Genomic DNA, 21,760 nt, shown 5'->3' with positions numbered 1-21,760 from the left:
CCTAAAGCCAATGGCACGAGACGTGGTAGAAAACGATGGACCGACGCGTAGAGACTACGTAAAATACGGCGGTGCACTGGCAGTCGGTGGCGCGTTCGCTGGCTGTTCGGATTTGCTCGGGTCAGAACAGGGGACGGCCAACTCAGGGCAGGAATCATATACGGTGACGATGTCACCCGTCGGCACCGTCGAGTTCGACGAGGTGCCCCGGAGCATCTTCACGCGGCTGTCGCATCACGCTGGCATGGCGTTCGCGCTCGGCCGCGGCGACGACGTCAATGCGCTCAACGGGCCGGAGTACTATCACGCGACGTGGAACCAGTTCACGCCGCGGCTCCCCGGCGTCTCGCTGGACTGGTCGAACCTGTATCCGTCGTGGCAGACGAGCAAGGAGAAACTCTACGACCTCGACAGCGACGTCCACCTGGCTGACCCTGCGTCAGTGGTGCAACTCGAAAAGTGGAGCATGGACGATGTCGACGAGGTCAGCGAGCAGATCGCCCCGTGGTTCGGCAACTCGTTGAGCGCCCGTCATCAGGAGCCGATCGACGAGTGGGATGGTGACTACGAGTACTACGGCCTGTGGGAGCAGTTTGAGAAGGTCGCACAAGTGTTCCGCGAAGAGGAGCGCTACGAGGCACTCGCTAACATCCATGCCGACGTTATCGGGACGATCGAAGACGGACTCCCGCCGGAAGTCGAGCGTCCGAGCGTGGTGCTGCTCACCGCCGCCGATGTCGAAAAGAAAATCTGGGCGTACACGACGGGGAATCCCGGGTTCCTCACGTCGCACATCCGGCCCCTCCGACCGCACGACGCCTTCGGAGGGTCGCTCGAATCCGGATCCAATGTCGACTTCGAGGCGCTCCTTGAAGCTGACCCCGACGTGATACTCTTCCTCAGTGGCATGCAGCCGGACGTGAGCATGACCGAACTCCGGGCGACGCTCGCATCGCATCCCATCGCCTCGGAAATCTCTGCGGTCGAGAACGGCCGTGTCTTTCCGCAGGGTGCGCGCTACCAGGGACCGATTCTGAACCTCTTTCAGCTGGAGATGAGTGCAAAGCAGTTCTATCCCGAGCAGTTCGGGGAGTGGCCTATCTCCGACGGTGGGCCGTATCCCGAGATCCCCGCCGACGAACAGCTGTTCGACCGCCAGGAGGTTGCGGACATCATCAACGGAGCGTTCTGACCGTGCGAGCCAGAACGTGGGCCATCGCGGGATGTTACCGCGACCCGGCGGATTACGACATCCCGGAACTGCCTGTGTGGCGGGTGTGCCGAACTGAGCGCGGTGGCGTGGCGTTCGCTGCTGACGGCGACCCATTCATCTCCGCTGAACAACCGATGAAGGTGAGGCGCTAAGTCAGGGGGTAGCCCGGTACGTCGGCGTTTTCGCGACGATTCAGCCGTCCTGACTGCGATTTTACTAGACCCCCCACGACGACGGGGTTTTAGGCCAACCTAAAATTCGAAGGTTCTTTATTGATTTAGGCCAGCCTAAAAATCATGGCAGGGAACTCGAATCAGCAGGATGGCATCAATCGACGACGATATCTCGGTCTAGCAGCGGCTGTCGCAGTAGCGGGCTGTTCAGAAGCGGCGAGTTCACGGGTTCCGTCGGATACGGCGACAAATACGACGGCATCGACGTCTGGAACGGCGACCGAGACAGCGACTGACACGCCGACGGCGACAGATTCAGCAGCCAGGAACACGGAGACGACCGACGCGCCGTCAGAAACGGGAATCGAATCGTCTGCGGACGCCACAGAGACGGATTCGACGGCGCAACATATTGCGGCTGCACAGGACGCGCTCGCCGCTGCCTATTCGGCGTTTCTCACCGAGGGAGACGAAGACGCACTTGCAGACGTGACAGCGGCGAGTTATCCGTTTAAAAACGACGAGGTTCTCGCCGCTATCGACGACGCCGACCGAACGCTCGGATGGGCAGCAGCGAGTCGATCGACACCCAAGCAGGAACAGACAATCGCAGAGCTCGAATCGATGGCACGGTTCCTGGAGACGATAGCACGAGAACAAGAGCGCCTTGCAACGGCCTACTGGTGGGTTGAGGACGTTAGGGACAAGTTCTTCGAGGAGGCGCACTCGACGCTCGGTGATTATCTCGACGCGGCAGTTGCCATCGGTAGTGACACCGAGCGTGCACTCGACGACCTCGAAGCGACGATCGATGCGTCGGCAGCGCGCTCGGTCGAGCCGCTCGACGCTGCTGCTGTCTCCGACAAGATCGAACAGATGCGAGCCGAGATCGAGACTATCGACGACATGAAGCAGGCGTTCGATCCAGGTATCGACGGGCTGGTTCACCTTTGGGATGCAGTCAGGGCGTACAACCTCGGAAACTACTCCGTTGCCATGTCCGAGTACGGAGAGGCAGCCGATGACTTCGGCGATGCCGTCGGCAAGTTCGAGGACCTCGACCCCACGCCGGCGTTCGAATCGAACGTCGAGGGAATGGCCGACGCGACTGCCGTTCTCGAACCCGGGTGTAACGATCTAGCGACGGCAGCGGCCGGCAAAGCGGACGGAGCAGACACCCTGGCCGATTGGCAGATCACGCTCGCCCACGAGCAGTTCGATTCCAACGACGACGTCGCCGACATGCCCTCGATCACCGACGGTCCTGGCGGAGACTGACTGTCCGGTAATCTTCCGGCTGTCTCGATCTCCTACCTGTCGCAATACCAACTACTGTGTTTTAGGCCGACCAAAAATTCGAAAGCGGTATGTATGTTTAGGTTGGCCTAAACCTATGGGACGACAAAGCGGGAGTGACGTTACACGCAGAAAATACGTTCAGGTAGGTGCCACGGTCATCGGCGGGAGCGCACTCGCTGGCTGTTCAGAGCTGCTCGGTGAGGGTGACAGCGTGCAGCACACGCCGGAGACGGGAACGTACACGGCCGATCTATTCCCAGTCGGTGACGTCGAGTTCGACGGGGTTCCACAGTCGGTGACGACATATAACATGGGCTGGGCTGACATGGTGGTATCGCTCGGCCAGGCAGACAAACTCCGAACGGATCGCTACAGCGCGCCGACGTTGTTCTACGATCGCTTCGACGTCGACTACGACGCCGACTGGCCGGCGCTCTGGCAGGACGGTGGCTGGTCGAAAGAGACGATGTACGAACGCGATCCGGACGCTTTTCTCATCGATCCGAATCTGCTCGGGGCGTGGGACGACAACTGGAATGAGGCTGATACGACCGAGATCGCCGAGAAGGTCGCACCGTTTTTCGGCTGTTACAATCGCCGGATCAGAGGCGAGTGGCAACAGAAACTCGACTATCCGGAGAAGGCGCCGTCGATGCTGGAGGCCTTCGACGCCGTCGGCACGGTTCTCGACGAACGAGCCCGTACCGACGAGTGGCTCTCACTCCACGAGGAGATGCAGTCCGACCTTCGGTCACGGCTCCCAGCAGACGGAGAGACGCCGTCGATTGGTCTGATAAACGGTGGGTCAACCCCGGAGAAAGGTGAGTTTTACGTCCTTTACCTGGAGGATAACGGCTACGAGATGAAGCCGTACCGTGACCTCGAACTGGTCGACGCAGACGCGTTCGCCGGTGTGGAAACCGGCCAGTACGGACTCACAGACTACGAGACGATGCTGGAAGTGGATCCCGACGTGATCGTCGTGCACTGGGGAATCACGACCGGGTCGGTGACATCCGGTGGCGACGGCGCCTTCGACGCCACTCAGTTCCGCGAGAAGTTCGTCGAACCCATGGAGAACGACGACGTCGGAAGCAAACTCACCGCAGTCCAGGAAGGGCGCGTGCTTCCTGGTCCGACGGCAGAGCAAGGACCACTCATCAACGCCTTCCAGACCGAGCTGACCGCACGGCTGTTCTATCCCGAGGAGTTCGGTGAGCTCGATCTGGACGCACCCCTCGACGTTCCCGAGGAGAATCAGCTGTTCGACCGCCAGCGGGTCGCGGACATCATCAACGGAGAGGTGTAGGTCGTGCCCGTACCAACGGATGGCTGCGACGAAACCACGTCCCTCGCCGAAACGGTTGGAATCGCACGCGACCGCATCGAGGAGCTCCGAACGTCGGACGGCGAGTTCGTCGTCGCCTGTCGAGACTCGGGCGTCCAGCCCGAGCCAGTGACCGACGCCCGGTTCGAGTCGTACGACGACGCCGAACGGGCCTGTGCTGTCGCACGTCGCTACCGCGAAGCGATGCGGGAACTGGATCCGGCGCTGACTCGGCACGAACTCGTCGTCTCTGCGGTCGAGGAGGGTGCCGTGGAAGTTGCTTGCGTCCGGGAAGCGACCGACCAGCGCCGGGCGAACGGCCTCCCCCACGCGCGCCAGACCGTGACCCTGGCAGGCAACGGGAACGACGAGTGGCTCCGCGTCGAGAACGGCACGGTCGTCCACTTCACCGGCCCCGACTCGCTGCTCGACGACGAGTTCGTCACCCGCCAACTGGACTCGAAACTCTCGGAGGACGCATGACAGACGAGGGAGCCACGACCGCAGAGCCACGAGACAGCTACGACGTCGTCATCGTCGGCGGCGGTCCTGCAGGGTGCTCAGCCGGCGTCTTCTGTGCCCGCTACGGACTCGAGACGGCTGTTTTCGATCGGGGTCGCTCCTCGCTCAAGCGGTGTGCCTACCTGGAGAACTACCTCGGGTTCCCGGCCGGCATCGACGTCGAGTCGTTTTACGACCTCATACACGACCACGTCACTGAGGCTGGGTGTGACCTCGTGCCGGACCTCGTCGAATCGGTCGAGCGGACTGACGCTGGCTTCCGGGTCGAGACACAGGAGGATAGCGTCGTCAAAGCCGATCACGTCGTCGCGGCCGCCAAGTACGACGCGGAGTACCTCCGCCCACTTGGGACATCGGACGCGATGTTCGAGACGTACGAACACGACGGCGAGGCCGAGGAGTTCTTCGACCGCGACTATCCCGACGACGACGGCCGAACGCCGATCGGCGGGCTCTACGTCGCCGGCCCGCTGGCTGGCGTGGGTGACCAGGCGATCATCGCCGCCGGCCACGGTGCGACGGTCGGCCGCAATCTGATCGCCGACGTTCGTCGCGAGGACGGCTACTGGGACGAGGTTGCGGAACCCACTGACTGGCTCCGTCGCGAGGCTGAACTGGACGAGACGTGGGAGGACCGCGATGCGTGGCGCGAGTGGTTCGACGGGCGCGTCCCCGATGGGTTAGACCGGGACAGCGAGACGATCGAACGTGTGCGCGAGGCGGTCATCGACGCGACGTTGGAAACGTACGTCTCGAAGAGTGACATCGCGACGCGAACCGAGCGCGGACAGCGCCGGCTCGCTGCCCACGTAGACGACGAAATCGTCTTGGATGCAGTCGACGATGCCGTCATCGAAGCGTATCTCGACACTGGTGAGGTGACGGCTGGCGATGACTGACGAACCCGTCTCGCGTTCACAGCAGAAGCGACGCTCGTCCGCTCGATCCAGACTGGGCTGGCTCGATAGCTCGATGGTGACGCTCGTGTTCGGAAGTGTCGGCATCGTCTTCGCTGGCGGGCTCGTCCAGGTGAGTCTCGGTGCGTATTCGATGACTATCGTCGAGGCCTGGCAGGCGGTGTTCAATCCGAGCGTGCTGTTCAACCCACACGCGTGGGACGCCTTCCTGCTCGGTGAAGCAGTGCCAGAGATGAACACGGAGAGTCTCATCGTCTGGAACATCCGGCTCCCGCGCGTGCTCGTCGCGGTGTTCGTCGGGATGAACCTCGCCGTCTCCGGGGCGATCTTCCAGGCAGTCACCCGGAACGAACTGGCGAGTCCGTTCATTCTCGGGGTTTCCTCGGGCTCCGGGCTGGCAATCTTGCTCACGCTCGTGATCTTCGGGAGCCTGGCAACTCTCCTTCCGCTGATCGCCGCCGTGGGTGGGGCCGCCGCGTTCCTGCTCGTCTATCTCATCGCGTGGAAAAACGGGACGAGTCCAGTCCGGTTGATCCTCGCGGGCGTCATCGTCGGGACGGCGTTCGGATCGTTGCAGACGGCGCTGTTCTTTTTCGCCGACGACATCGGCGTCGTCCAGTCGGCGATCGCGTGGACGACCGGCTCGCTCACCGGCGTCGACTGGGCACAGGTGCGGATGATCCTGCCGTGGACAGCCGTCGTGATGGCTCTCTCTCTCGGCGGAGCGCGGCAGTTGAACGTCCTCCTGCTCGGGGAGTCGACTGCCAAGTCGCTCGGAATGTCCGTCGAACGCGTCCGATTCGCGCTGTCGGGGGTCGCGGTCCTCGCGGCGGCGGCCAGCATCGCCGTCGCGGGCATCGTCAGCTTCGTCGGCCTGATCGTCCCGCACATGGTCCGGAGTATCGTTGGAAGCGACTACAAGCGGTTGATCGTGGGCTGTGTTTTCGCCGGCCCGGCGTTGATGGTCGCTGCCGACGTGGGGGCGAGACTCGCGTTGAGTCCGACGCAGATACCCGTCGGCATCGTGACCGGCCTGATCGGCACGCCGTACTTCCTGTATCTGATGCGGCGACAGGAACAACTGGGAGAGGTCTGATGCGCGAGCACCCGACAGCCCGGACGGCGACAGATCGCACCCGTGGGACCTCTTTTGATGGCAACGAGCTGGTCATCGGCTATCCCTCGACCGACGAGCCGGTTATCGACGACGAGTCCGTGGCTGTCCCGCCAGGGGAAGTGACCGCGCTCGTCGGCCCGAACGGTTCGGGGAAGAGTACGCTTCTGAAAGGACTCGCGACGCAACTCGATATCGACGCTGGCACAGTCCTGCTCGATGGGCAGGACGTGGCCGAGATGGGGACCAAGCAACTCGCGCAGAACCTCGGTTTGCTCTCCCAGGAGAACATCGTGCCTAACGGCTTCACTGTCGAGGATCTGGTGTATCACGGCCGGTATCCCCACCGTGGCTTTTTCGAGTCGGTGACCGACGAGGACGAAACGGCAGTCGAGGACGCGCTGTCGCTGGCTGGCGTCACACACCTTCGGGACCGAGACCTGGGGAGTCTCAGCGGCGGGCAGAAACAGCTCGTCTGGATCGCGATGGTACTCGCCCAGGAGACGAACGTGCTGCTGCTCGACGAACCGACGACCTTCCTCGACCTCCAGCATCAGCTCCGGGTGATGGAGGTCGTCGAAACCCTTCGCAGCGAGCGTGACATCACTGTCGTCCTCGTGCTTCACGACATCAGCCAAGCGGCGCGCCACGCCGATCACATGGTTGCGCTCAGAGACGGCTCGATATTCGCCCGCGGCCCACCCGGCGAGATCGTCACGGAGGACCTCCTCGCGGAGGTGTTCCAAATCGAAGCGACCGTCTCCTGTGCGAACGGGAGTCCACAGATCACGCCACTGCGACCGATCGACGGGGGGATGGCAACTGATCCGGATGACGGAACGGAACGCGAAGAACCGCCAGCCGACGCGTCGACGGCATGAGTCAGGCCAGTGCTGATCCGGGTGGGCTCAGCGACGAATATCGCGACTAAGTCACGAGTCCACTGACGGGGCTGTCCAGGCAGTACGGACACTCCCATTCGCGGTAGCTCGTGCTTGGACTGCTTGCGAGCATCGGGACACACGCCGCGACGCTCGTCACGCCGCTCGTCATCGGTACGGCCATCGACGCCGTATTTACTTGTGAAAGCGAGTACGCGTTACCGCTCGTCCCTCAGACCTGGTTGCCCACGGAGGCAGCGGCACAGTTCTGGCGTTCTACTGGACTTGCCGGGACTGCATTGCTGCTGTCGGCACTACTGGCGTGGGTTTGCGGTGTGGCGATGAACTTCTTCGCCCACGGGGTGATGTTCGGCATTCGGACCGACGCCGACGAGAAGATACAGCGTCTCGACATGACTTTCTTCGACAACAAAGAGACTGGGGAGAAGTAGTGTCCCCTCTTGGAATCGTGATTGATGGCTCGTATTCCCCCAAGTAGGCGAGGTGGATGACCCTTCCCCAAAAACCCAATTTGATTGAAGCCCTTCATATCAGTGGTCGGTGAAAAAATAACACCCCACTGGAGACTCGAGGACGGTTGCCCATCCAAAACATCGCCACGTGTCGGTCCCGTCGCGATTGGCCTTTTTCAGAACGCCGGGTCGTAGTCTTCGTACTCTTCCATTTCTTCCATTTCGTCGATCATCGACGGCATGACAGCTGCCCGCGGCCCGCCGGCCCGTCGGACAGTCACCTTCGAGATGTCGTCTACCTCTGTTGGCAGGCGGTGCTTGATCGCCTTCATTGTCATCGGTGCAATGCCACATCCGGAGCAGGCGCCGCCGATAGCGACCGTCACCTCTCCGCTTTCAGTGTCGGCGTCCTCGATCTCGAAGTGCCCACCGTGTTCCTGTATCTGTGGGACGTTGTTACTCAGGTAGTTCCGTGCTTGTCGTTCGAGGCTTTCAACGCTCATAACGGATCTACAAAGGTGCCAATATGTAATAAATCTGTGCCTTTCGGATACCCTAAAATTGGCTGCGAAGAGGTCCACAGAAACAGATTTTCCAAATATGTGGGACAATATAAATAGAATATGATCTTTTCGCACTGCCTAAACCTGCTGGCCAGTCAGCAACGCATGCCACGGTATTACCGCCTCTTGTGAAGAAAACAGAGAAGAGTGACAGATCGCTGCTATAGAGCTTCAATGACAACCCTAAAGATTCGAGGAGGGTATGGTTTAGGCTAACCTAATCCGGTAGAGTTATTTGTTTTTAGGCTAGCCTAAAACATGTATGTTTGGCCCACGTAGTAGACGTGCCCAACTGTGGGCAGACGTCTATATTGGTGTCTTTGGCCCGGGAGAAAGAGATGAGACGGTGAAGAGCTCGATCATCGATCAACGATCCGCAAACAGGTATACAACCGATTCCAGCAAGCGGAACCCACAGACATCCGAAGACGAATGATGGCGGAACGGGACGCGAACCTGACCTGTTCACGGGACTTTCCAGTCAGGATCGCACGTTCTAGTTTGATTGCGAGGTCGTCGATGTTCCCACTTCATCGATTGCGACGCTGTCGATGACTGGGGCGTCGCACTATTTACTCGTCCTGTATATCAAAGAACAGCAACAGTCACCGCCAATTCCGCCAGGGGAAATAGCAGACACCGTCGGGAAATCGCCCGCAGCAGCGACAGAGATGCTACAGCGACTCGACTCGAAAGGGCTCGTTAGTCACGAGCCGTATAATGGAGCAACGTTGACCTGTGAGGGACGAACGACGGCAACAGATCTTCATGAACGGTACGTCACGCTGTCGTGGTTCTTCCGCGACGTCCTCGGTTTAGATACCTACGAACAGGAAGCTATGCAGCTAGCGGGTGCTGTCAGTGCCGATGTGACCGACCGTCTGACCTCACTGTTGCTATCGGAGGAAGAGCCAGAGTGATGCTATTCTAAAGCGGTGATCGAGACAGCCACAGCGTGGCTGACGACCGTGAAGATAGAAAATACATGAAGCCAATTTATTCGACGGAAACCGAGTCAGCGCTACGGCGATTCATTCGAAGGCCGCGGGTCGTCAGTGTTCGCTCACGGTTCCGGATGTCCTGTCAGTTGTATCTGTTTCGTCGTCGAGGTCTTCCGTCCCGAAGATCCCGACATAGATACCTGCCCACAACCGTACTCGCTTACTGCGAGGTCCGCCTCGCGTCATGACACCGTTCACCCTCTTCGAAGGGGATGATCACGAAGTTCTGTTCACGGCTCATCGGTCTCATGGTGACTATCTTGCCTCGACGCAAATCAACGCTGTTCACAGCAGTCGACATCTCTTACCGAAGCTGCTTAGCGTCAAGGCAATGATTTCTTGTATCTGGATAGACACATCCTATTTCTAGTCATCATTTCTCTTTTGATTAGCTTCGGTCGCGCAATACGGCCCTCATTCAATCGGCGATTGATTTCATACTCAGCTGTGTCAGTTGGCAATGAAGGCACGACGACAGCGACTCGCATCCAGACTCTGGATGAAATCTGGCCAAGCCCCCACTCGTCAAGACTCGTAGAAAAAATGATAGTCGACACTGCTAGCCTGTGGTTTGAATATATACTATTTCTGTTATGAGGCCTGATGGGGGAGCGTCCACGACTGGAAGCGAACCCGGTCGACTCGAAGGTCGCACGCTCTCTGCAGTCGACACAGCGGCGTTCTGACCAGTGTGTCACCCTACAACTCTATGGTCGTGGGCTTCACGTTGGGTAACAGACCGAAGATGGCAGAGTCACCACCGACGCCACCGGCGGAACTCCCGGCCGAAATCGAGCGGACGCTCGCCGAGCAGTCACCGGTGGTTCTCCGGGCAATCGCCAGGTACGCCGACGAACTCGCCGACTATCGTGACGAACCAGCCAGTGTGAGCCGGCCGACCCCACCGGGAGACCGTCGTGACGAGGACCGGACAGGGCAGTCCGGGCAGGACTCGGACGGGCAGTCGAGCAGTCAGCCCGACGAGAAGCCCGCCCAGCAGTCAGACCAGCAGTCCGACGATCCTCCCGACGGCGTTCCGTCGAAAGCGACGGTCACCGTCAAGGAGATCAACGGCAACCGCTACTACTACTGGCAGTGGCGTGACGGCGACCAGATCAAGTCGAAGTACAAAGGTCCCGTCAACTCGACCGACTGAGCCCGAAGCAGCGAGCGAGCGGTCGCAGTCGAAGCTGTGAGTGAGAATGCACGCCCGTCGATCCAGCAGGACGGCGGGACCTGTGTTCAGTCGATCCGGTGTGTCTCCGCGCGATCCGCGATCGTCGCCGCTTCCTCGCGGGCTCGATCGAGACAGTCGGCGATGAACGTATCGAGCCCGTCGATCAGGTCGTCGCTTCGCACCTGGCGATCGATTTCGTGGAACGCGTCTTCACAGATCGCGTGCAGACAGTCCGTTGCGCGTTCGTACCGGTCTGTCTCGCTCGTCTGCCCGATACGGTGAGTGAGGAGACCCCGGTCTTCGAAGACGGCCTCGATTCGCCGTGAGGCCTCCCCGTAGATATCTGCGACCTGTTTCCAGTCCGCCGTGCCAGCGAGGCTGCGTGACCGAAACGCCTCGTCGTGGACGAGGCGATCAGCAAACGACGTCAGCCGATCCCTGGCAACGGACTCGAAATAGAAGTGCCGTGTCAGCGAGTACTCGGCGCCAGAGACCTGGACGAAGTTCTCCGACCCGATCGGCCCCGCCGAATCAGTGCCGATCACGACGTGCGTTCCAGCCGACCGATAGGACGTCTGGATTTCGAACTGCGGCGTGCTGTCCGCGGGCTGGTCTGTCACCTCCTCGACTGGAACCCACTCGTCGGTCATGTTATTCGGTGAATTCGTTCGCTCCGACGCCCGGAATCGTCTCGACCTCGGCTGCGAACTCGGCGGGCGAGAGGTCGCTGATCTGTGCGAGCCCCAACTTGATCAGCACTGGGTAGAAATGGCGCGTGACGGCCATCTGGCCGCCGAACTCCGCTTCGACGCTGTCCCCGAGGTCAGCTCTGACCGAGTCGAGTGCCTCGTCGAGCGCGTCGGGGACGTAGATGTTTCGGTGCCCCCACTCTTTCTGGACGTGCTTGACGCGCGGGGCGTCGGTGTGCGCATGCTCCCCCGAGAAGAACTCCGTGGAGGACTGCGACGGCTGGGTCCCGACGTTCGGGAGGTCGCCCTCGCTCGATCGCTTCGGTGAAGACGGACCGCTCATGGCGTGATCACCATCGCCGACACACGAGTCCGACTCTCTCCTGGCACGGAATCTACGGGATGATGTCGCATGGTTGTGTGGGTCTCATGGTATACAGTGGCATCTATCAAAAAGATGCGTCAGACAGCTGTAATCTCTGTGTCCGCCGCGAGAACGGATAATTGCCGGACGCCAGTCGGGTTGCCCCGTAAGACAGATGCGTCGAACTGGCAGCCGGCGAGGGGCGAGTCGACGACGGGACCATCCGTCGGTCACGGCGACTCGTCTGACAGGTCCTGACACAACCGGGAGCCGATCGGAGAGATGCGGTACACGGACGGGCCCGTATCGATGACGCGGACCAGTCCCTCCGCGCGAAGCTCCGCGAGACAGCGCTCGACCTCGTCGGACGGCACGTCGAGATTGAACGCGATCACCGACGCCGTCAGCGTGATCTGCTCGCTGCTGTTCTCGAGATACCGGAGGATTCGCCTGTGTGAGTCCGAGAGTGATGGCTGTTCAGTCATGGGTCTCAGCAGGGGTTCGGCGGGTTCGGTCCGACGATGGTCACTGCTGTCTGTTCAGCCGACTCACCTGAGTCGTGCCCGAAAGATCCCATGCGCATACTCGACACCTCGGAACACTAATATAGATAGATTTGCATAAAATTTCATACCAATTAGCAGAAACGCTACTGACGCTCACCCGTGAAATATCAGTGACGGTGGTGGATCGGTCACGAACAGGGAGCGCTCTCGCGTTGCGATACCCCGTGCACTGCTCGTTCTCCCTGCACGGCCACCCTGGAGCCGTTTTTGCTGCAGACTTCACCCACCCTCCGAGACGTCAGCGACTGCGTCCGCGGACGGCTTCGAGGGTGGTGGACCGGCAAGCGACGCGTTCACGACCGCCCCGAACAGGACGAGATAGCTGCCGTAGTAGAGCCAGGTGAGCAACACGAGTATCGCTCCCAGCGCGCCGGCGACGTTCGGACTCGACACGTGCTGGAGGTACAGCTGGAACGTCCACTGGAGGAGCGTCCAGCCACCGGCTGCGATCAGGGCACCGGGGAGCGCGTTGCGGAGCGGGAGCGCGGTGTTCGGGAACAGGTAGTACATCGGGAGGAAGGCGACGACGAGACCGACCAGGAGGACGGTAGCACTCACGAGGTCGAAGAACGGGACCCGAACGACAACGGACGCTGTCGCGGCCCCCGCAGCGGCAAGGGTGGCGACGAGGACGATGCTGAACGTCACCAGTGCATCGAGCAGTTGATCGACGCGCGAGGTTTTCGTGGTGGTCTCGTAGATCCTCGCAAACGCCGTCTGGAACGTCCGGAACAGACCGATCGCTCCCCACAACAGGATCGCGAGACTCACGATCGACGTCGCAGTCGTCGCGATCTGGCTGCTCACGGCCGTCGCGAGCAGTTGTCTCGTCTCCGTGGGAAGCACCGCTTCGGTGAGTTCGAGCACCCGCGCGGCCAACTGCTCACCGGCGACCATCGCGACGAGGAGGTACAGCACGACGATGAGCGGTAACAGCGACATGAACGCCTGATAGGCGACGCTCCCCGCCATGAAGCCGACGTCGACTCGCTTCATCGTCGCGTACACTCGGCGACCCAGCACGGCCGTCCGCGCGAGAACCGCCTCGGTGTCGAAAGACGACGGCACGGCCTCGGATACGAGACCACGACAAAAAACGCGGTCGGTCCGCTCCGTTCGAGCCGGTGAGGCATTGACTGGCCGCTACTGGGGGCTACAGTCTCGGTCGGTGCCAGCTACTCGGCCCGGTCGCAGCCACGACTGATGAAATACTCATGGTGGGGCACTCACGAACAGCGTGCAGTCGTTCGGACTGCCTGTTCCCGCCTGCGGGTGCGACGCCCGAGAGCGTTCTGGTCAGTCAGATCGCTGCATTGGCCGCGGTTCGACAGCACTCGGGTGCCGTTAGCCAACCTATACCCGCTCAGCGAAGGGTTAATTTATATTATTATATGATGAATACTAATGTGGGCACGAGTTATTTGAGAACGATATGACAACGCTGTCGAACTACGGGGTGTTCGAGACCCTTCGAACGGATCTCAAGTGGGACGTCGTTATCTTCGAGTTCGGTCGCCACACCTACCACTGGTTCGACGACGTCGATCCGGACAAGGTCTCGTTTCTCGGGTCACTCGACGCCGCGTTCGGTGAGGTCGTCGCGCTCCTCTCGCGCGGACTGGTCGAACGGATTCACATGCCGCTCTCTCTCCCCGACGACGATATCGAGCCGATCCCCCGAGCGATCGGTGACGGCATCTCGATTCGCAGCAAAACCGACGAGTATCCCGACGTTCCCAGATTCTACCCCTGAGAGTCGGCCACCGATCGCGGGGGTCACTTCGGATCGATCTGTCGGAACGGAGTGACCGTGATCGTCCCGTCCCCCTGGATTTCGACGTAACACCCGCCGTAGGAGAACGCCGTGAAGATGTCGTTACTGGAACTGTTGGTGATGAATCGCTCGAGTGACTCGACGTCGATCGTTTCGTAGACGGGTTCGATCTCCGTCACCGCGACGTTCGCTGCTGACTCGAGGGTCTCGAACAACGCTCTGTGGAACGGCTGTTCGCCGTCCCACGTCTGCGTCGTCGTTCCGTTATCAATACTCGCGTTCATCTCGTGGTGAGTCGGCGTCCTGCTCGAATCACGCATAGTCATCTGTTGGCCTGGTTTTGTGCGGACGACCAGACGGCGTCGCTCTCGGTCGAATGCGTTGCCACTGATCCAGCAGGCACGGCCCCTGGATCCCCCAACGTCCACTCGGTTCTGTGACCGTACCACGAATCGTCACTACAGGGCAATCAATGTTATTGTGCAAACACGATATGTCTCAGCACTCGCGTCGATATCCGATCAGTTTCACGAGTAGACCGCACAACAGCGAGCGGATCTGCCATATATGGACGTAATTATGACATAACTGCCCTTTCGTATAAGAGATCTAGAATACGGGGGTGTGTAATACGGTTGTGCCGAGAGATGCTTCCGTCCTGGAAATTCGGGCGTCAGTAGCCGTCATACACGCATCACGAGAGCTATAGTACCAGGTACGTCTCACGAACAGGTGCCAGGGAAGCTACAGTTCGATCGCCTCGTAGGAGCGACTGGGGCCGCTGCCGGTACTCCGAACGAGGTTGTAATCCGCTAACTTCTTGAGATACGTCCGCACGGTGCGTTTCGTCTTGGGTTCTGCCATGCGGGTCTTGTACCGTTCGTAGATCTCGTTGGGCGACAGTTCCTCCGTCTCGGTGAGGATCTCGTAGAGCTGGCGCTGATCGGCGTTGAGCTTCGTCAAGTTCTTCTGGTGGATCTCCTCGCGTGCAGAGGGGATCGCCTTCGAGACGTCCTGCTCGCGGATCGTGGCCGCCCCCTCGTGATCGGCGTTTCGGGCGGCCGACCGGAGGATACTGATCGCATCGCGCGCGTTCCCCGCTGCCGCGTCGGCGATCCGTTCGACCTGCGCCGTCGTGAGCGCGTCCTGCGTGAGCCCCCACCGGATCCGGTCCTCGAGTAGAGAGACCAGTTCCGTCTCCGTGTACCGATCGAACCGGACGAACTCGCTGCTTCGCAACCGCGACTGTAAGCGCTCGTCGAGCGTCGACAGGACCTCGCGCTTCCGGTTGGCGATCAGGACCATCGTCACCTGCGGGATCGCGTACAGTTTCCGGAGGACGCCCTTGTCTTCGAGTTGGTCGACTTCGTCCAGGATGAGCAGATAGGGGTGCTCGATGTCCTCGATTCGCGCGAGCATCTCGTCCTGAGGGGTCGAGCGGTGGATGTCGTACGACGTCCCGACGCCCTCGAGCACTTTGTAGAGCACCCGGAACCGATTCGAGTGCTGCCAGCAGTCGATGTAGTGGCTCTCGATGTCGAGGACCTTCTCCTGGAGTTTGTCCACCGTATAGCGAGCGATACAGGTCTTGCCGGCGCCGGAGGGACCGACCAGGAACGTGTCCTGGGGTCTGTCCCCGTCGATCACCGGCTCCAGGGCTTTCGACATCTGATTGACCTCCTCGTGCCGGTGGACGATCTCGTTGGGCAGGAAGTCGTCCTGTAACACCCTGGCGTTCTGTATCACGCGCGTCATGGCTGGCTGGCCGGGCAAACGGCTCCCCGGGGCGACTCCGGACGTCCGGGTTCGGCAGCCGTCACGTCGCCCCTGGTACTCGGAGATCGATTCGTCATCTCGTCTCTCACCTGGTTGTCGCTGTGTGTCTGTGATGGCCTCACGCCGTGACTGACGGCCGTCACGGCAAACTGGCCCCTGACGTCACAGCCGGCGCACTGTCGCCGGCGTTGTTGCGGACTAGTTGCAGAGTTCACAGTCCGATTACTATAGTGTGTTGCAACGGGTGCCCCATCGCGTACTCACTGCGGTGAACCGCGTGCGAGAAACGACACTCACGTCGTGTTACTGGGGAGTAGTTATATCAAAGACATGATGGCTACGGAAGGTGTTTTACCGACTGCCCGTCAGTGTCACCTGTACGCCGGCAAGTAGCGACGTGAGCACGCCTCCCGCCGATGACATCGCAGTACACCAACCGCCGCCGACGCGGCGTCAGACTGGACGTTGCAGATCTCCCGACGAAACGGGGGCACGGGCAGACAGTACTGGTCGGGGCGCCGTCACTCCTCCATCTCGGGTGTCGCCCCGGGGACATCGTCGAGATCCAGGGGACCGACATCACCTACGCGCGAGCGGCTCACTCCGACCCCGACGAGTGGCACACGGGTCGGATCTTCATGGACACGGTCGTCCGCCACAACGCGGCCGTCGAACTCGACGACACGATCACGATCGAACCGGCGAAGATCGACGACGCGAGTACAGTCCACGTCCAGTACACGACGACCCGGACGGAGACGCCGTCTGCGGGCGACCGGCGCCAGGTCGAATCGCTCCTGTCCAACCGCGGCGTCTTCGTCGGCGATCTCGTCCCGCTTTTCGCGATCGACGAACACGATCCGCCCCACGTCCAGATCACCGACGTCGCCCCGGATTCGGCGGGCAAGATCACGCCGGACACCGACCTCGTCTTCGACCGGATCGTCTGACTGGACCCGAAACGGTGGCAGAAATATTATCTATCCGAACTGTCCTATCGACGAGCCAGCAGTGGTGAAATCACGGGAGTCCGCTCAGTTCGACGGGGTCCCGCCTATATCAGATCGCCAATGGGTTTGGCGAAAACGGCGTCAGTATATATGACTGCTCAGGGACCGAGTGAGCAGAAATCACACGCAGTGAGGGGTGTACGTCACGTTTCGAAGGAGGGGTATCGATCATAATTAGGACGTATTCTAATCATTGCATAATATTCATTTTCTCGGGGTGTCTGTGTACTGGTCGCTAGGGAACTGACGAGTCACCAGAAGGACGGGTTGGTGGAACATCACGTGCTTCTCGGTGCGAGGTCAAAAGCGTTTCCCAGCGTGAGAGGCGTCACTGCTCGGCGACCGAGTGTGACGGCCAGGAGAATCTATGACGACACGACACGCACACTACCATCGACGCAGTCCGGAGAGCGGACGCTATCGTACAGTTCACAGCGGAGGGAGGTGACTCGCGTGGGACGAATCCAGATCCGTGATCGGACGGACGAATGGGAGGTAACGACCGCCAGCTGGGAGGGCGTCGTCGAGGTCCGACTGGACGACGGGGACGACCTGGAGGTCGTCGTCTCCGACCACGCGCCGTACACGCCAGACGACATCGTCGTCAGTGAGCAGCGAATGGGGACCGCGTCGACGGTGTTCGGTCACGGACCCACGTGGCTGCTGTACGTCCCGACGGTGCTCGGCCTGCTCACACTGGCGGTCGACGAACTCGGCGTGCTGGCGCCGTTTCCCGACCCGATCTCCTGGGCGATCAGCGTCGGCCTCTACTGGACGTTCTTCCTCGTCGGGGTCGCCGGAACGGTCTTCCTGTACAACGACGCGAGGGCGCTGACCGCCACGGATCGGTCCTGGCAGCCGAATCCGTGGCCGTTTATCATCGCCGGCGGCAGTGTCGTCGCCGCGCTCCAGACACTTCTCGTGGGACTGCCGTCGGGGTCGTGGCAGACGGTGGTCGCGTCGCTCGGAGGCCTGTTCGTCGTCGGCTGTACAGTCGCTTCGTCGATCGCGGGGCCGCTGTATCTCGTCGCGCGACACCGATTTCTCACCGCCGACGCAGCCGACTGACGGTGTCGCTGCGCCGCGAGTGGCGGCGATTATCCGGCGAACAACACCAGGAGTAAGCCGAGGCCGAGCACGACCGCCAGCAGGGCCACCAGCCGGATCTTCGACTGCCGATTTGACGGCGTCTGCGTTCCCCCGCTTTCTGCGGCGGTCGCTGCCACGGCACGGAGTCCGAGAACGCCACTGCGCACCTGCTGTGCCAGGTACCGGAACGCCCGGACACTCCGGGTTCGGACGGCCCGAAACAGGAACACCATCATGTCCCCGACTTCGAGGAGCAGTGATTCACGCTGGGCAGGCGTCGGACTCGCTCGGGAACGCGCCGCGTGACGTGAGTCGCGCTCCGAGAGTGCCGAGTCAGTTGCGCTGTCCTGGTCGGGTGCGCTGCCGGACTCTCCACTCGCCTCGCTCGCGTTCGACTCCGCCGTCTCGGTCGCAGCGTCTCCTGCAGCCTCCGTGTTCGACGCGGACGCTGCTCCTACCGCTTCGAGACGGCGCACGAGTGCCGGGTCGACGGGCTTGAGGTCGGGCACGGTCGGTGCCGAGAAATCGGGCGTCGTCCCGACGTCGACGGTCTCTCGCATCCGGAACGTGACCCGCTGGACCCGTTCGTCCCAGTCGGTCATCAGGAGCGCTTCCCCGTTCGCGAGGGTCTCGACCGTCTCGGCCGCGTCGGCGTCGATGATCCGCCGGACGACGTCCGTGTCGTTGTTCCACGTCAGGCGGTGCCAGACCAGCCAGTTACATTGCGTGATAAAATCCTTGTCGACGGCCGCCGGGCGCTGGGAGATCGCACAGATTCCCAGCCCGCGCTTGCGCCCTCGCTTCGCGATCTGTAACAGCCGCTCGCCGAGCGCGTCGAGGCCACCGGACTCGGGGAGGTACTCGTGGGCCTCCTCGACGACGAGCAGAAACGGTTGTCGCAACTCCTTCTCGCGAACGAACAGCTCGCGAACGACGCGTTCGAGCAGGGCCGTTCGCTCGTCCTCGTCGAGATACCCGGAGACGTCGAGGACGATCGGAACGCCGTCTTCGAGCGCGAGTTCCGCGAGGAGCGGGGCGTGGTCGACGCTCACCTGCGCATCGCAGGTCTCGTCCGCGCCGACGTGGAGGACCTCGTACTGCTCTTTGAGTCCGTAGTACTCGCCGTCGGTATCGACGATGAGAAAGCCGAGATCGTGTTCGAGCAACTCCTCGGCGATGACGCTCGCCGTCACCGACTTCCCGCTTCCCGACTTCCCGGTGATGAAGCCCCTGCCCGTGAGCAAGTCGACGACGGGCAGCGTCTCGCCGTCGACCGTCACCGGAATCTCCGCAGGCGGGTCGGTCATTCTCAAATGTTATTCAGCCAACGAGTATATGCCTTCTGTCCGTAATTACCACCTACCCAAGACGTTTCCCGACTGTCTCGCGGGCGAACCTGCCAGTAGATTTTTGAAACTCAGATGAGAGATGAAGGTATGGTCACGCTGTGGCGACGGGAGATCGCGCGGCGAACCGTTGGGTTCGTCCTCGGCAGTTCGGTCGTCCTTACGGCGAGTTTCGTCGGCGTGCTCGGCCTCGCCTCCGGTGAGTTGACCGATAGTCTGTCGCGACTGCCGTTCTACAGCCTCGGACTCGCGGTCGTGTTCGTGACGGCGATCGTCGGCCTTATCAGGTACGACGCGGACGGCATCACGGCGATGCTCGGGGCGATCGGCATCGCCATCGTCGGCTTCGTCCTCGTGGCACTGACCGGGGAGGGGCTGCTGTACGCGCTGCGGTTCCCCGGGCGAGTGTTCGGCTCACAACTTCTGCTGTACTTCTTCGCCGCCGGGCTGATCGGCACTGGACTCGGGTACTGGCTGCTGTCGTTCTGGCGCGAGTTCGCGTCGGAACCAGAGGGGTAAGACTGGGGCTGCTCGGCCGAGGGCCGAGAATGCGGGCTATTAGACACCACAATTTTCTGCCACAGTGAGTGTTTCGAGGCTGACAGAACAGCCCACCAGGTTCGATAACAGCGGCAGACTGCGGGTCACTGACCGGATACGTCGCGTTCGGCCGCGTCGAGGGACTCACCTGTTCTCCAATATAACGCATATCAGAGTATATTTAACACGCCTGGAACCAACACCGGGCAATGGTACAGGGTATCGTCGCAGGACCGTGGTCGATCGTGCCCGCACTGCTCGCGATCAGTTTGGCGTGGTACACGCGCGACGCGCTCATAGGCCTGTTCGCAGGGATCGTCGCTGCAGGTGTCATTCTGGGTGCCCTTCATCCGCAGGCGGTCGGGGTGCCGGCCGACCTCGTGACGGTCGGCGGCGACCTCGGGCAGATGCACCCGCAGGGCGACGGCGACCCCTGGTCGATCGGCGTCGGCGGGGTCGTCCTCGGCGCTCTCTTCGGGCTGAAGTTCGTTCCGGAGATCATGGCGAACGCGCCGATGTTCGGTGCGTGGTACGTCGAGAACGTCTTGCTCGCGATCTTCGCCATCGGCGGGATGATCGGCCTGATGATTCGGGCCGGCGCCATTCAGGGCGTGCTGCAGGCGCTGACCGCCCGGGCCGACTCCGCGGCCGACGTGGAGAAGGCGGCTTTTCTCGCGGGCGTCGCCGTGCACATCGACGACTACTTCAACTGTCTCGTGGTCGGCTCGATGATGCGCCCGCTGACGGACGCGTTCGACGTGTCACGGGCCAAACTCGCCTACTACGTCGATTCCGCGGGCTCGCCGGCCGCCCGGCTCGCGTTCTACTCGACGTGGGGCGCGGCGATGGTCGGGTTCATGGGCGGTGGGCTGGTCGAAGCGCACAAGCAGGGGTTGCTGCCGAGCCGGATGAGCGATTTCGTCAGTACCGGCGGCGAGAGCGTGAGCGCCGCGACGGGCGCGGTGTGGCCGCTGTTTTTCAACACGCTGTTCACCGGTTTCTACTCCTGGGTCGCGCTGGCCATCGCGGCGCTGGTCGCCTGGCAGGTCGTTCCCAACCTCGGGCCGATGAAGCGCGAAGAGTCGCGTGCGCGAGCCGGCAACGGCGTGCTCGGCGAGGACGCCGATCCGATGATCGCCGAGGAGATGGACGAGTACGAGATGTCTGAAACCGCCACGCCGGACTGGCGGAACTTCGCGGTCCCAATTCTGACGATGATCGTCGTGGGTCTTGGCGCGATGTTCTGGCGCGGGAGCCCCGTCGTCTTCGTCGAGGGGAAAACCGGGACCACGCTCCTCTCGATCGCTGGCTGGGAACTCGTCGCCCCGCCCAGCGGTCCCTGGGCGTTCAACATCGGCGGCGTGCAGCTGGGAATCGCCTCGTTCACCGCCCTCGTCGTCGCGTTCGCACTGTATCGGTTCAAAGGCGACATCCCGTCGAACAAGGACGCCACGGACGCCCTCCTCGTCGGATTCAAGGGCATTCTCCTGGCGGCCGTCATCCTGACGTTCGCCAGTTCCATCCAGAAGGCCGTCTCGCTGCTGGGCATCGCGTCGTTCGTCACAAACGTGTTCGGCGGTCTCCCGGCCTGGATCATTCCCGTCGGCGTGTTCGGCGTGACGAGTTTCGTCAGCTTCGCCGACGGCTCCTCCTGGTCGACCTACGGCATCATGTTCCCCATCGCGATTCCGCTCGCGTTCGCGACCGGCGCGAACCTCCCGCTCGTCCTCGGGGCCGTGTTCAGCGGCGGGATCTTCGGGGATCACGCCTCACCGATCAGCGACACGACGGTGTTGGCGTCCTCGACGAGCGGGAGCGACCACATGGTCCACATTCGGACACAGATGCCCTACGCGCTCATCACGGCCGCCATTACGGCCCTCCTGTTCCTCGTCGGTGGCCTCGTTCTCCCCTCGGGATTCCAGGTGATCCCGTACTGAGGGGGG

Annotated in this window: 23 protein-coding genes; 15 read left to right on the top strand and 8 right to left on the bottom strand. The window is 61.6% G+C overall.

Going from position 1 to position 21,760, the window contains the following annotated elements:
• The first annotated feature begins 10 nt into the window (after positions 1-10).
• The 8 genes from ACFR9U_RS21045 (at position 11) to ACFR9U_RS21010 (ending at position 7,898) form a co-directional block, all read left to right on the top strand.
• Positions 11-1,192 (top strand): ABC transporter substrate-binding protein, encoded by a 1,182-nt coding sequence (locus tag ACFR9U_RS21045; protein ID WP_247381049.1) that lies wholly within the window; start codon positions 11-13, stop codon positions 1,190-1,192.
• A 317-nt stretch (positions 1,193-1,509) separates the two neighbouring features.
• On the top strand, positions 1,510-2,664 hold the full coding sequence (locus ACFR9U_RS21040; RefSeq protein WP_247381051.1) for a hypothetical protein: 1,155 nt from the start codon (positions 1,510-1,512) through the stop codon (positions 2,662-2,664).
• Positions 2,665-2,779: 115 nt separating this feature from the next.
• The gene (locus ACFR9U_RS21035; RefSeq protein WP_247381053.1) at positions 2,780-3,994 is read left to right on the top strand and encodes an ABC transporter substrate-binding protein; all 1,215 of its coding nucleotides are present in this window, start codon (positions 2,780-2,782) and stop codon (positions 3,992-3,994) included.
• Positions 3,995-3,997: 3 nt separating this feature from the next.
• A complete protein-coding gene (locus ACFR9U_RS21030; protein WP_247381057.1) occupies positions 3,998-4,495 on the top strand; it encodes a DUF7552 domain-containing protein in 498 nt (165 codons plus the stop codon).
• Complete coding sequence (locus tag ACFR9U_RS21025; protein ID WP_247381059.1) at positions 4,492-5,433, top strand: NAD(P)/FAD-dependent oxidoreductase; 942 nt, start codon at positions 4,492-4,494, stop codon at positions 5,431-5,433. The genes ACFR9U_RS21030 and ACFR9U_RS21025 overlap by 4 nt, the downstream gene beginning before the upstream one ends.
• A gap of 73 nt (positions 5,434-5,506) precedes the next feature.
• Complete coding sequence (locus tag ACFR9U_RS21020; RefSeq protein ID WP_379815118.1) at positions 5,507-6,547, top strand: FecCD family ABC transporter permease; 1,041 nt, start codon at positions 5,507-5,509, stop codon at positions 6,545-6,547.
• Positions 6,547-7,446, top strand: coding sequence for an ABC transporter ATP-binding protein (locus ACFR9U_RS21015; protein WP_247381064.1), 900 nt, complete (start codon positions 6,547-6,549; stop codon positions 7,444-7,446). Before ACFR9U_RS21020 ends, ACFR9U_RS21015 begins: the two co-directional genes overlap by 1 nt.
• Before the next feature lie 110 nt (positions 7,447-7,556).
• Positions 7,557-7,898, top strand: coding sequence for an ABC transporter transmembrane domain-containing protein (locus ACFR9U_RS21010; protein WP_247381065.1), 342 nt, complete (start codon positions 7,557-7,559; stop codon positions 7,896-7,898).
• A gap of 197 nt (positions 7,899-8,095) precedes the next feature.
• Here ACFR9U_RS21010 and ACFR9U_RS21005 read toward each other — a convergent pair whose 3' ends face one another.
• Positions 8,096-8,422: a NifU family protein gene (locus tag ACFR9U_RS21005; RefSeq protein ID WP_247381067.1), complete on the bottom strand. Its 327-nt coding sequence runs from the start codon at positions 8,420-8,422 to the stop codon at positions 8,096-8,098.
• A 611-nt stretch (positions 8,423-9,033) separates the two neighbouring features.
• Between ACFR9U_RS21005 and ACFR9U_RS21000 the strand changes: the two genes are divergently transcribed.
• The gene (locus ACFR9U_RS21000) at positions 9,034-9,402 is read left to right on the top strand and encodes a metal-dependent transcriptional regulator (protein WP_247381069.1); all 369 of its coding nucleotides are present in this window, start codon (positions 9,034-9,036) and stop codon (positions 9,400-9,402) included.
• A gap of 826 nt (positions 9,403-10,228) precedes the next feature.
• Positions 10,229-10,639, top strand: coding sequence for a DUF6788 family protein (locus ACFR9U_RS20995; protein ID WP_247381070.1), 411 nt, complete (start codon positions 10,229-10,231; stop codon positions 10,637-10,639).
• An 86-nt stretch (positions 10,640-10,725) separates the two neighbouring features.
• Here ACFR9U_RS20995 and ACFR9U_RS20990 read toward each other — a convergent pair whose 3' ends face one another.
• From ACFR9U_RS20990 to ACFR9U_RS20975, 4 genes are all read right to left on the bottom strand, one after another.
• Positions 10,726-11,310 carry a hypothetical protein gene (locus ACFR9U_RS20990; RefSeq protein ID WP_247381072.1) on the bottom strand — a complete coding sequence of 195 codons (585 nt, stop codon included), beginning with the start codon at positions 11,308-11,310 and terminating at the stop codon, positions 10,726-10,728.
• 1 nt (position 11,311) lies between these two features.
• Complete coding sequence (locus ACFR9U_RS20985; protein ID WP_247381074.1) at positions 11,312-11,692, bottom strand: hypothetical protein; 381 nt, start codon at positions 11,690-11,692, stop codon at positions 11,312-11,314.
• Between the two features lie 251 nt (positions 11,693-11,943).
• A complete protein-coding gene (locus ACFR9U_RS20980; protein ID WP_247381076.1) occupies positions 11,944-12,198 on the bottom strand; it encodes a MarR family transcriptional regulator in 255 nt (84 codons plus the stop codon).
• A 300-nt stretch (positions 12,199-12,498) separates the two neighbouring features.
• Complete coding sequence (locus ACFR9U_RS20975; protein ID WP_247381077.1) at positions 12,499-13,347, bottom strand: YihY/virulence factor BrkB family protein; 849 nt, start codon at positions 13,345-13,347, stop codon at positions 12,499-12,501.
• Between the two features lie 364 nt (positions 13,348-13,711).
• Between ACFR9U_RS20975 and ACFR9U_RS20970 the strand changes: the two genes are divergently transcribed.
• Complete coding sequence (locus tag ACFR9U_RS20970) at positions 13,712-14,032, top strand: hypothetical protein (RefSeq protein WP_247381080.1); 321 nt, start codon at positions 13,712-13,714, stop codon at positions 14,030-14,032.
• Between the two features lie 23 nt (positions 14,033-14,055).
• Here the strand turns inward: ACFR9U_RS20970 and ACFR9U_RS20965 are convergent, their stop codons facing one another.
• Both ACFR9U_RS20965 and ACFR9U_RS20960 read right to left on the bottom strand, forming a co-directional pair.
• Positions 14,056-14,337: a HalOD1 output domain-containing protein gene (locus ACFR9U_RS20965; RefSeq protein WP_247381081.1), complete on the bottom strand. Its 282-nt coding sequence runs from the start codon at positions 14,335-14,337 to the stop codon at positions 14,056-14,058.
• A 460-nt stretch (positions 14,338-14,797) separates the two neighbouring features.
• A complete protein-coding gene (locus ACFR9U_RS20960) occupies positions 14,798-15,808 on the bottom strand; it encodes a Cdc6/Cdc18 family protein (RefSeq protein WP_247381083.1) in 1,011 nt (336 codons plus the stop codon).
• A gap of 437 nt (positions 15,809-16,245) precedes the next feature.
• On the opposite strand from ACFR9U_RS20960, the gene ACFR9U_RS20955 reads away from it, so the two are divergent.
• A complete protein-coding gene (locus ACFR9U_RS20955; RefSeq protein WP_247381085.1) occupies positions 16,246-16,779 on the top strand; it encodes a hypothetical protein in 534 nt (177 codons plus the stop codon).
• 513 nt (positions 16,780-17,292) lie between these two features.
• On the top strand, positions 17,293-17,907 hold the full coding sequence (locus tag ACFR9U_RS20950) for a hypothetical protein (RefSeq protein ID WP_247381088.1): 615 nt from the start codon (positions 17,293-17,295) through the stop codon (positions 17,905-17,907).
• Positions 17,908-17,936: 29 nt separating this feature from the next.
• Here the strand turns inward: ACFR9U_RS20950 and ACFR9U_RS20945 are convergent, their stop codons facing one another.
• On the bottom strand, positions 17,937-19,235 hold the full coding sequence (locus ACFR9U_RS20945; protein ID WP_379815088.1) for an ATP-binding protein: 1,299 nt from the start codon (positions 19,233-19,235) through the stop codon (positions 17,937-17,939).
• A gap of 129 nt (positions 19,236-19,364) precedes the next feature.
• Between ACFR9U_RS20945 and ACFR9U_RS20940 the strand changes: the two genes are divergently transcribed.
• Both ACFR9U_RS20940 and ACFR9U_RS20935 read left to right on the top strand, forming a co-directional pair.
• The gene (locus ACFR9U_RS20940) at positions 19,365-19,793 is read left to right on the top strand and encodes a hypothetical protein (RefSeq protein WP_247381089.1); all 429 of its coding nucleotides are present in this window, start codon (positions 19,365-19,367) and stop codon (positions 19,791-19,793) included.
• Positions 19,794-20,023: 230 nt separating this feature from the next.
• Positions 20,024-21,754: a Na+/H+ antiporter NhaC family protein gene (locus ACFR9U_RS20935; protein ID WP_247381090.1), complete on the top strand. Its 1,731-nt coding sequence runs from the start codon at positions 20,024-20,026 to the stop codon at positions 21,752-21,754.
• The last annotated feature ends 6 nt before the right edge of the window (positions 21,755-21,760 follow it).

This window comes from Halorientalis brevis (genome assembly GCF_042678165.1).
Taxonomy (GTDB): domain Archaea; phylum Halobacteriota; class Halobacteria; order Halobacteriales; family Haloarculaceae; genus Halorientalis; species Halorientalis brevis.
The sequence above is the reverse complement of the archived record's forward strand: the minus strand, read 5'-3'. Positions and strand labels throughout refer to the sequence as shown.

Bases quoted from the DNA above. Each gene is read 5' to 3' on its own strand.
- ACFR9U_RS21045 (WP_247381049.1), top strand. From the start codon at position 11: ATGGCACGAGACGTGGTAGAAAACGATGGACCGACGCGTAGAGACTAC.
- ACFR9U_RS21040 (WP_247381051.1), top strand. From the start codon at position 1,510: ATGGCAGGGAACTCGAATCAGCAGGATGGCATCAATCGACGACGATAT.
- ACFR9U_RS21035 (WP_247381053.1), top strand. From the start codon at position 2,780: ATGGGACGACAAAGCGGGAGTGACGTTACACGCAGAAAATACGTTCAG.
- ACFR9U_RS21025 (WP_247381059.1), top strand. From the start codon at position 4,492: ATGACAGACGAGGGAGCCACGACCGCAGAGCCACGAGACAGCTACGAC.
- ACFR9U_RS21020 (WP_379815118.1), top strand. From the start codon at position 5,507: ATGGTGACGCTCGTGTTCGGAAGTGTCGGCATCGTCTTCGCTGGCGGG.
- ACFR9U_RS21015 (WP_247381064.1), top strand. From the start codon at position 6,547: ATGCGCGAGCACCCGACAGCCCGGACGGCGACAGATCGCACCCGTGGG.
- ACFR9U_RS21005 (WP_247381067.1), bottom strand. From the start codon at position 8,422: ATGAGCGTTGAAAGCCTCGAACGACAAGCACGGAACTACCTGAGTAAC.
- ACFR9U_RS21000 (WP_247381069.1), top strand. From the start codon at position 9,034: ATGACTGGGGCGTCGCACTATTTACTCGTCCTGTATATCAAAGAACAG.
- ACFR9U_RS20995 (WP_247381070.1), top strand. From the start codon at position 10,229: ATGGCAGAGTCACCACCGACGCCACCGGCGGAACTCCCGGCCGAAATC.
- ACFR9U_RS20990 (WP_247381072.1), bottom strand. From the start codon at position 11,310: ATGACCGACGAGTGGGTTCCAGTCGAGGAGGTGACAGACCAGCCCGCG.
- ACFR9U_RS20985 (WP_247381074.1), bottom strand. From the start codon at position 11,692: ATGAGCGGTCCGTCTTCACCGAAGCGATCGAGCGAGGGCGACCTCCCG.
- ACFR9U_RS20980 (WP_247381076.1), bottom strand. From the start codon at position 12,198: ATGACTGAACAGCCATCACTCTCGGACTCACACAGGCGAATCCTCCGG.
- ACFR9U_RS20970 (WP_247381080.1), top strand. From the start codon at position 13,712: ATGACAACGCTGTCGAACTACGGGGTGTTCGAGACCCTTCGAACGGAT.
- ACFR9U_RS20965 (WP_247381081.1), bottom strand. From the start codon at position 14,337: ATGAACGCGAGTATTGATAACGGAACGACGACGCAGACGTGGGACGGC.
- ACFR9U_RS20960 (WP_247381083.1), bottom strand. From the start codon at position 15,808: ATGACGCGCGTGATACAGAACGCCAGGGTGTTACAGGACGACTTCCTG.
- ACFR9U_RS20955 (WP_247381085.1), top strand. From the start codon at position 16,246: ATGACATCGCAGTACACCAACCGCCGCCGACGCGGCGTCAGACTGGAC.
- ACFR9U_RS20945 (WP_379815088.1), bottom strand. From the start codon at position 19,235: ATGACCGACCCGCCTGCGGAGATTCCGGTGACGGTCGACGGCGAGACG.
- ACFR9U_RS20940 (WP_247381089.1), top strand. From the start codon at position 19,365: ATGGTCACGCTGTGGCGACGGGAGATCGCGCGGCGAACCGTTGGGTTC.
- ACFR9U_RS20935 (WP_247381090.1), top strand. From the start codon at position 20,024: ATGGTACAGGGTATCGTCGCAGGACCGTGGTCGATCGTGCCCGCACTG.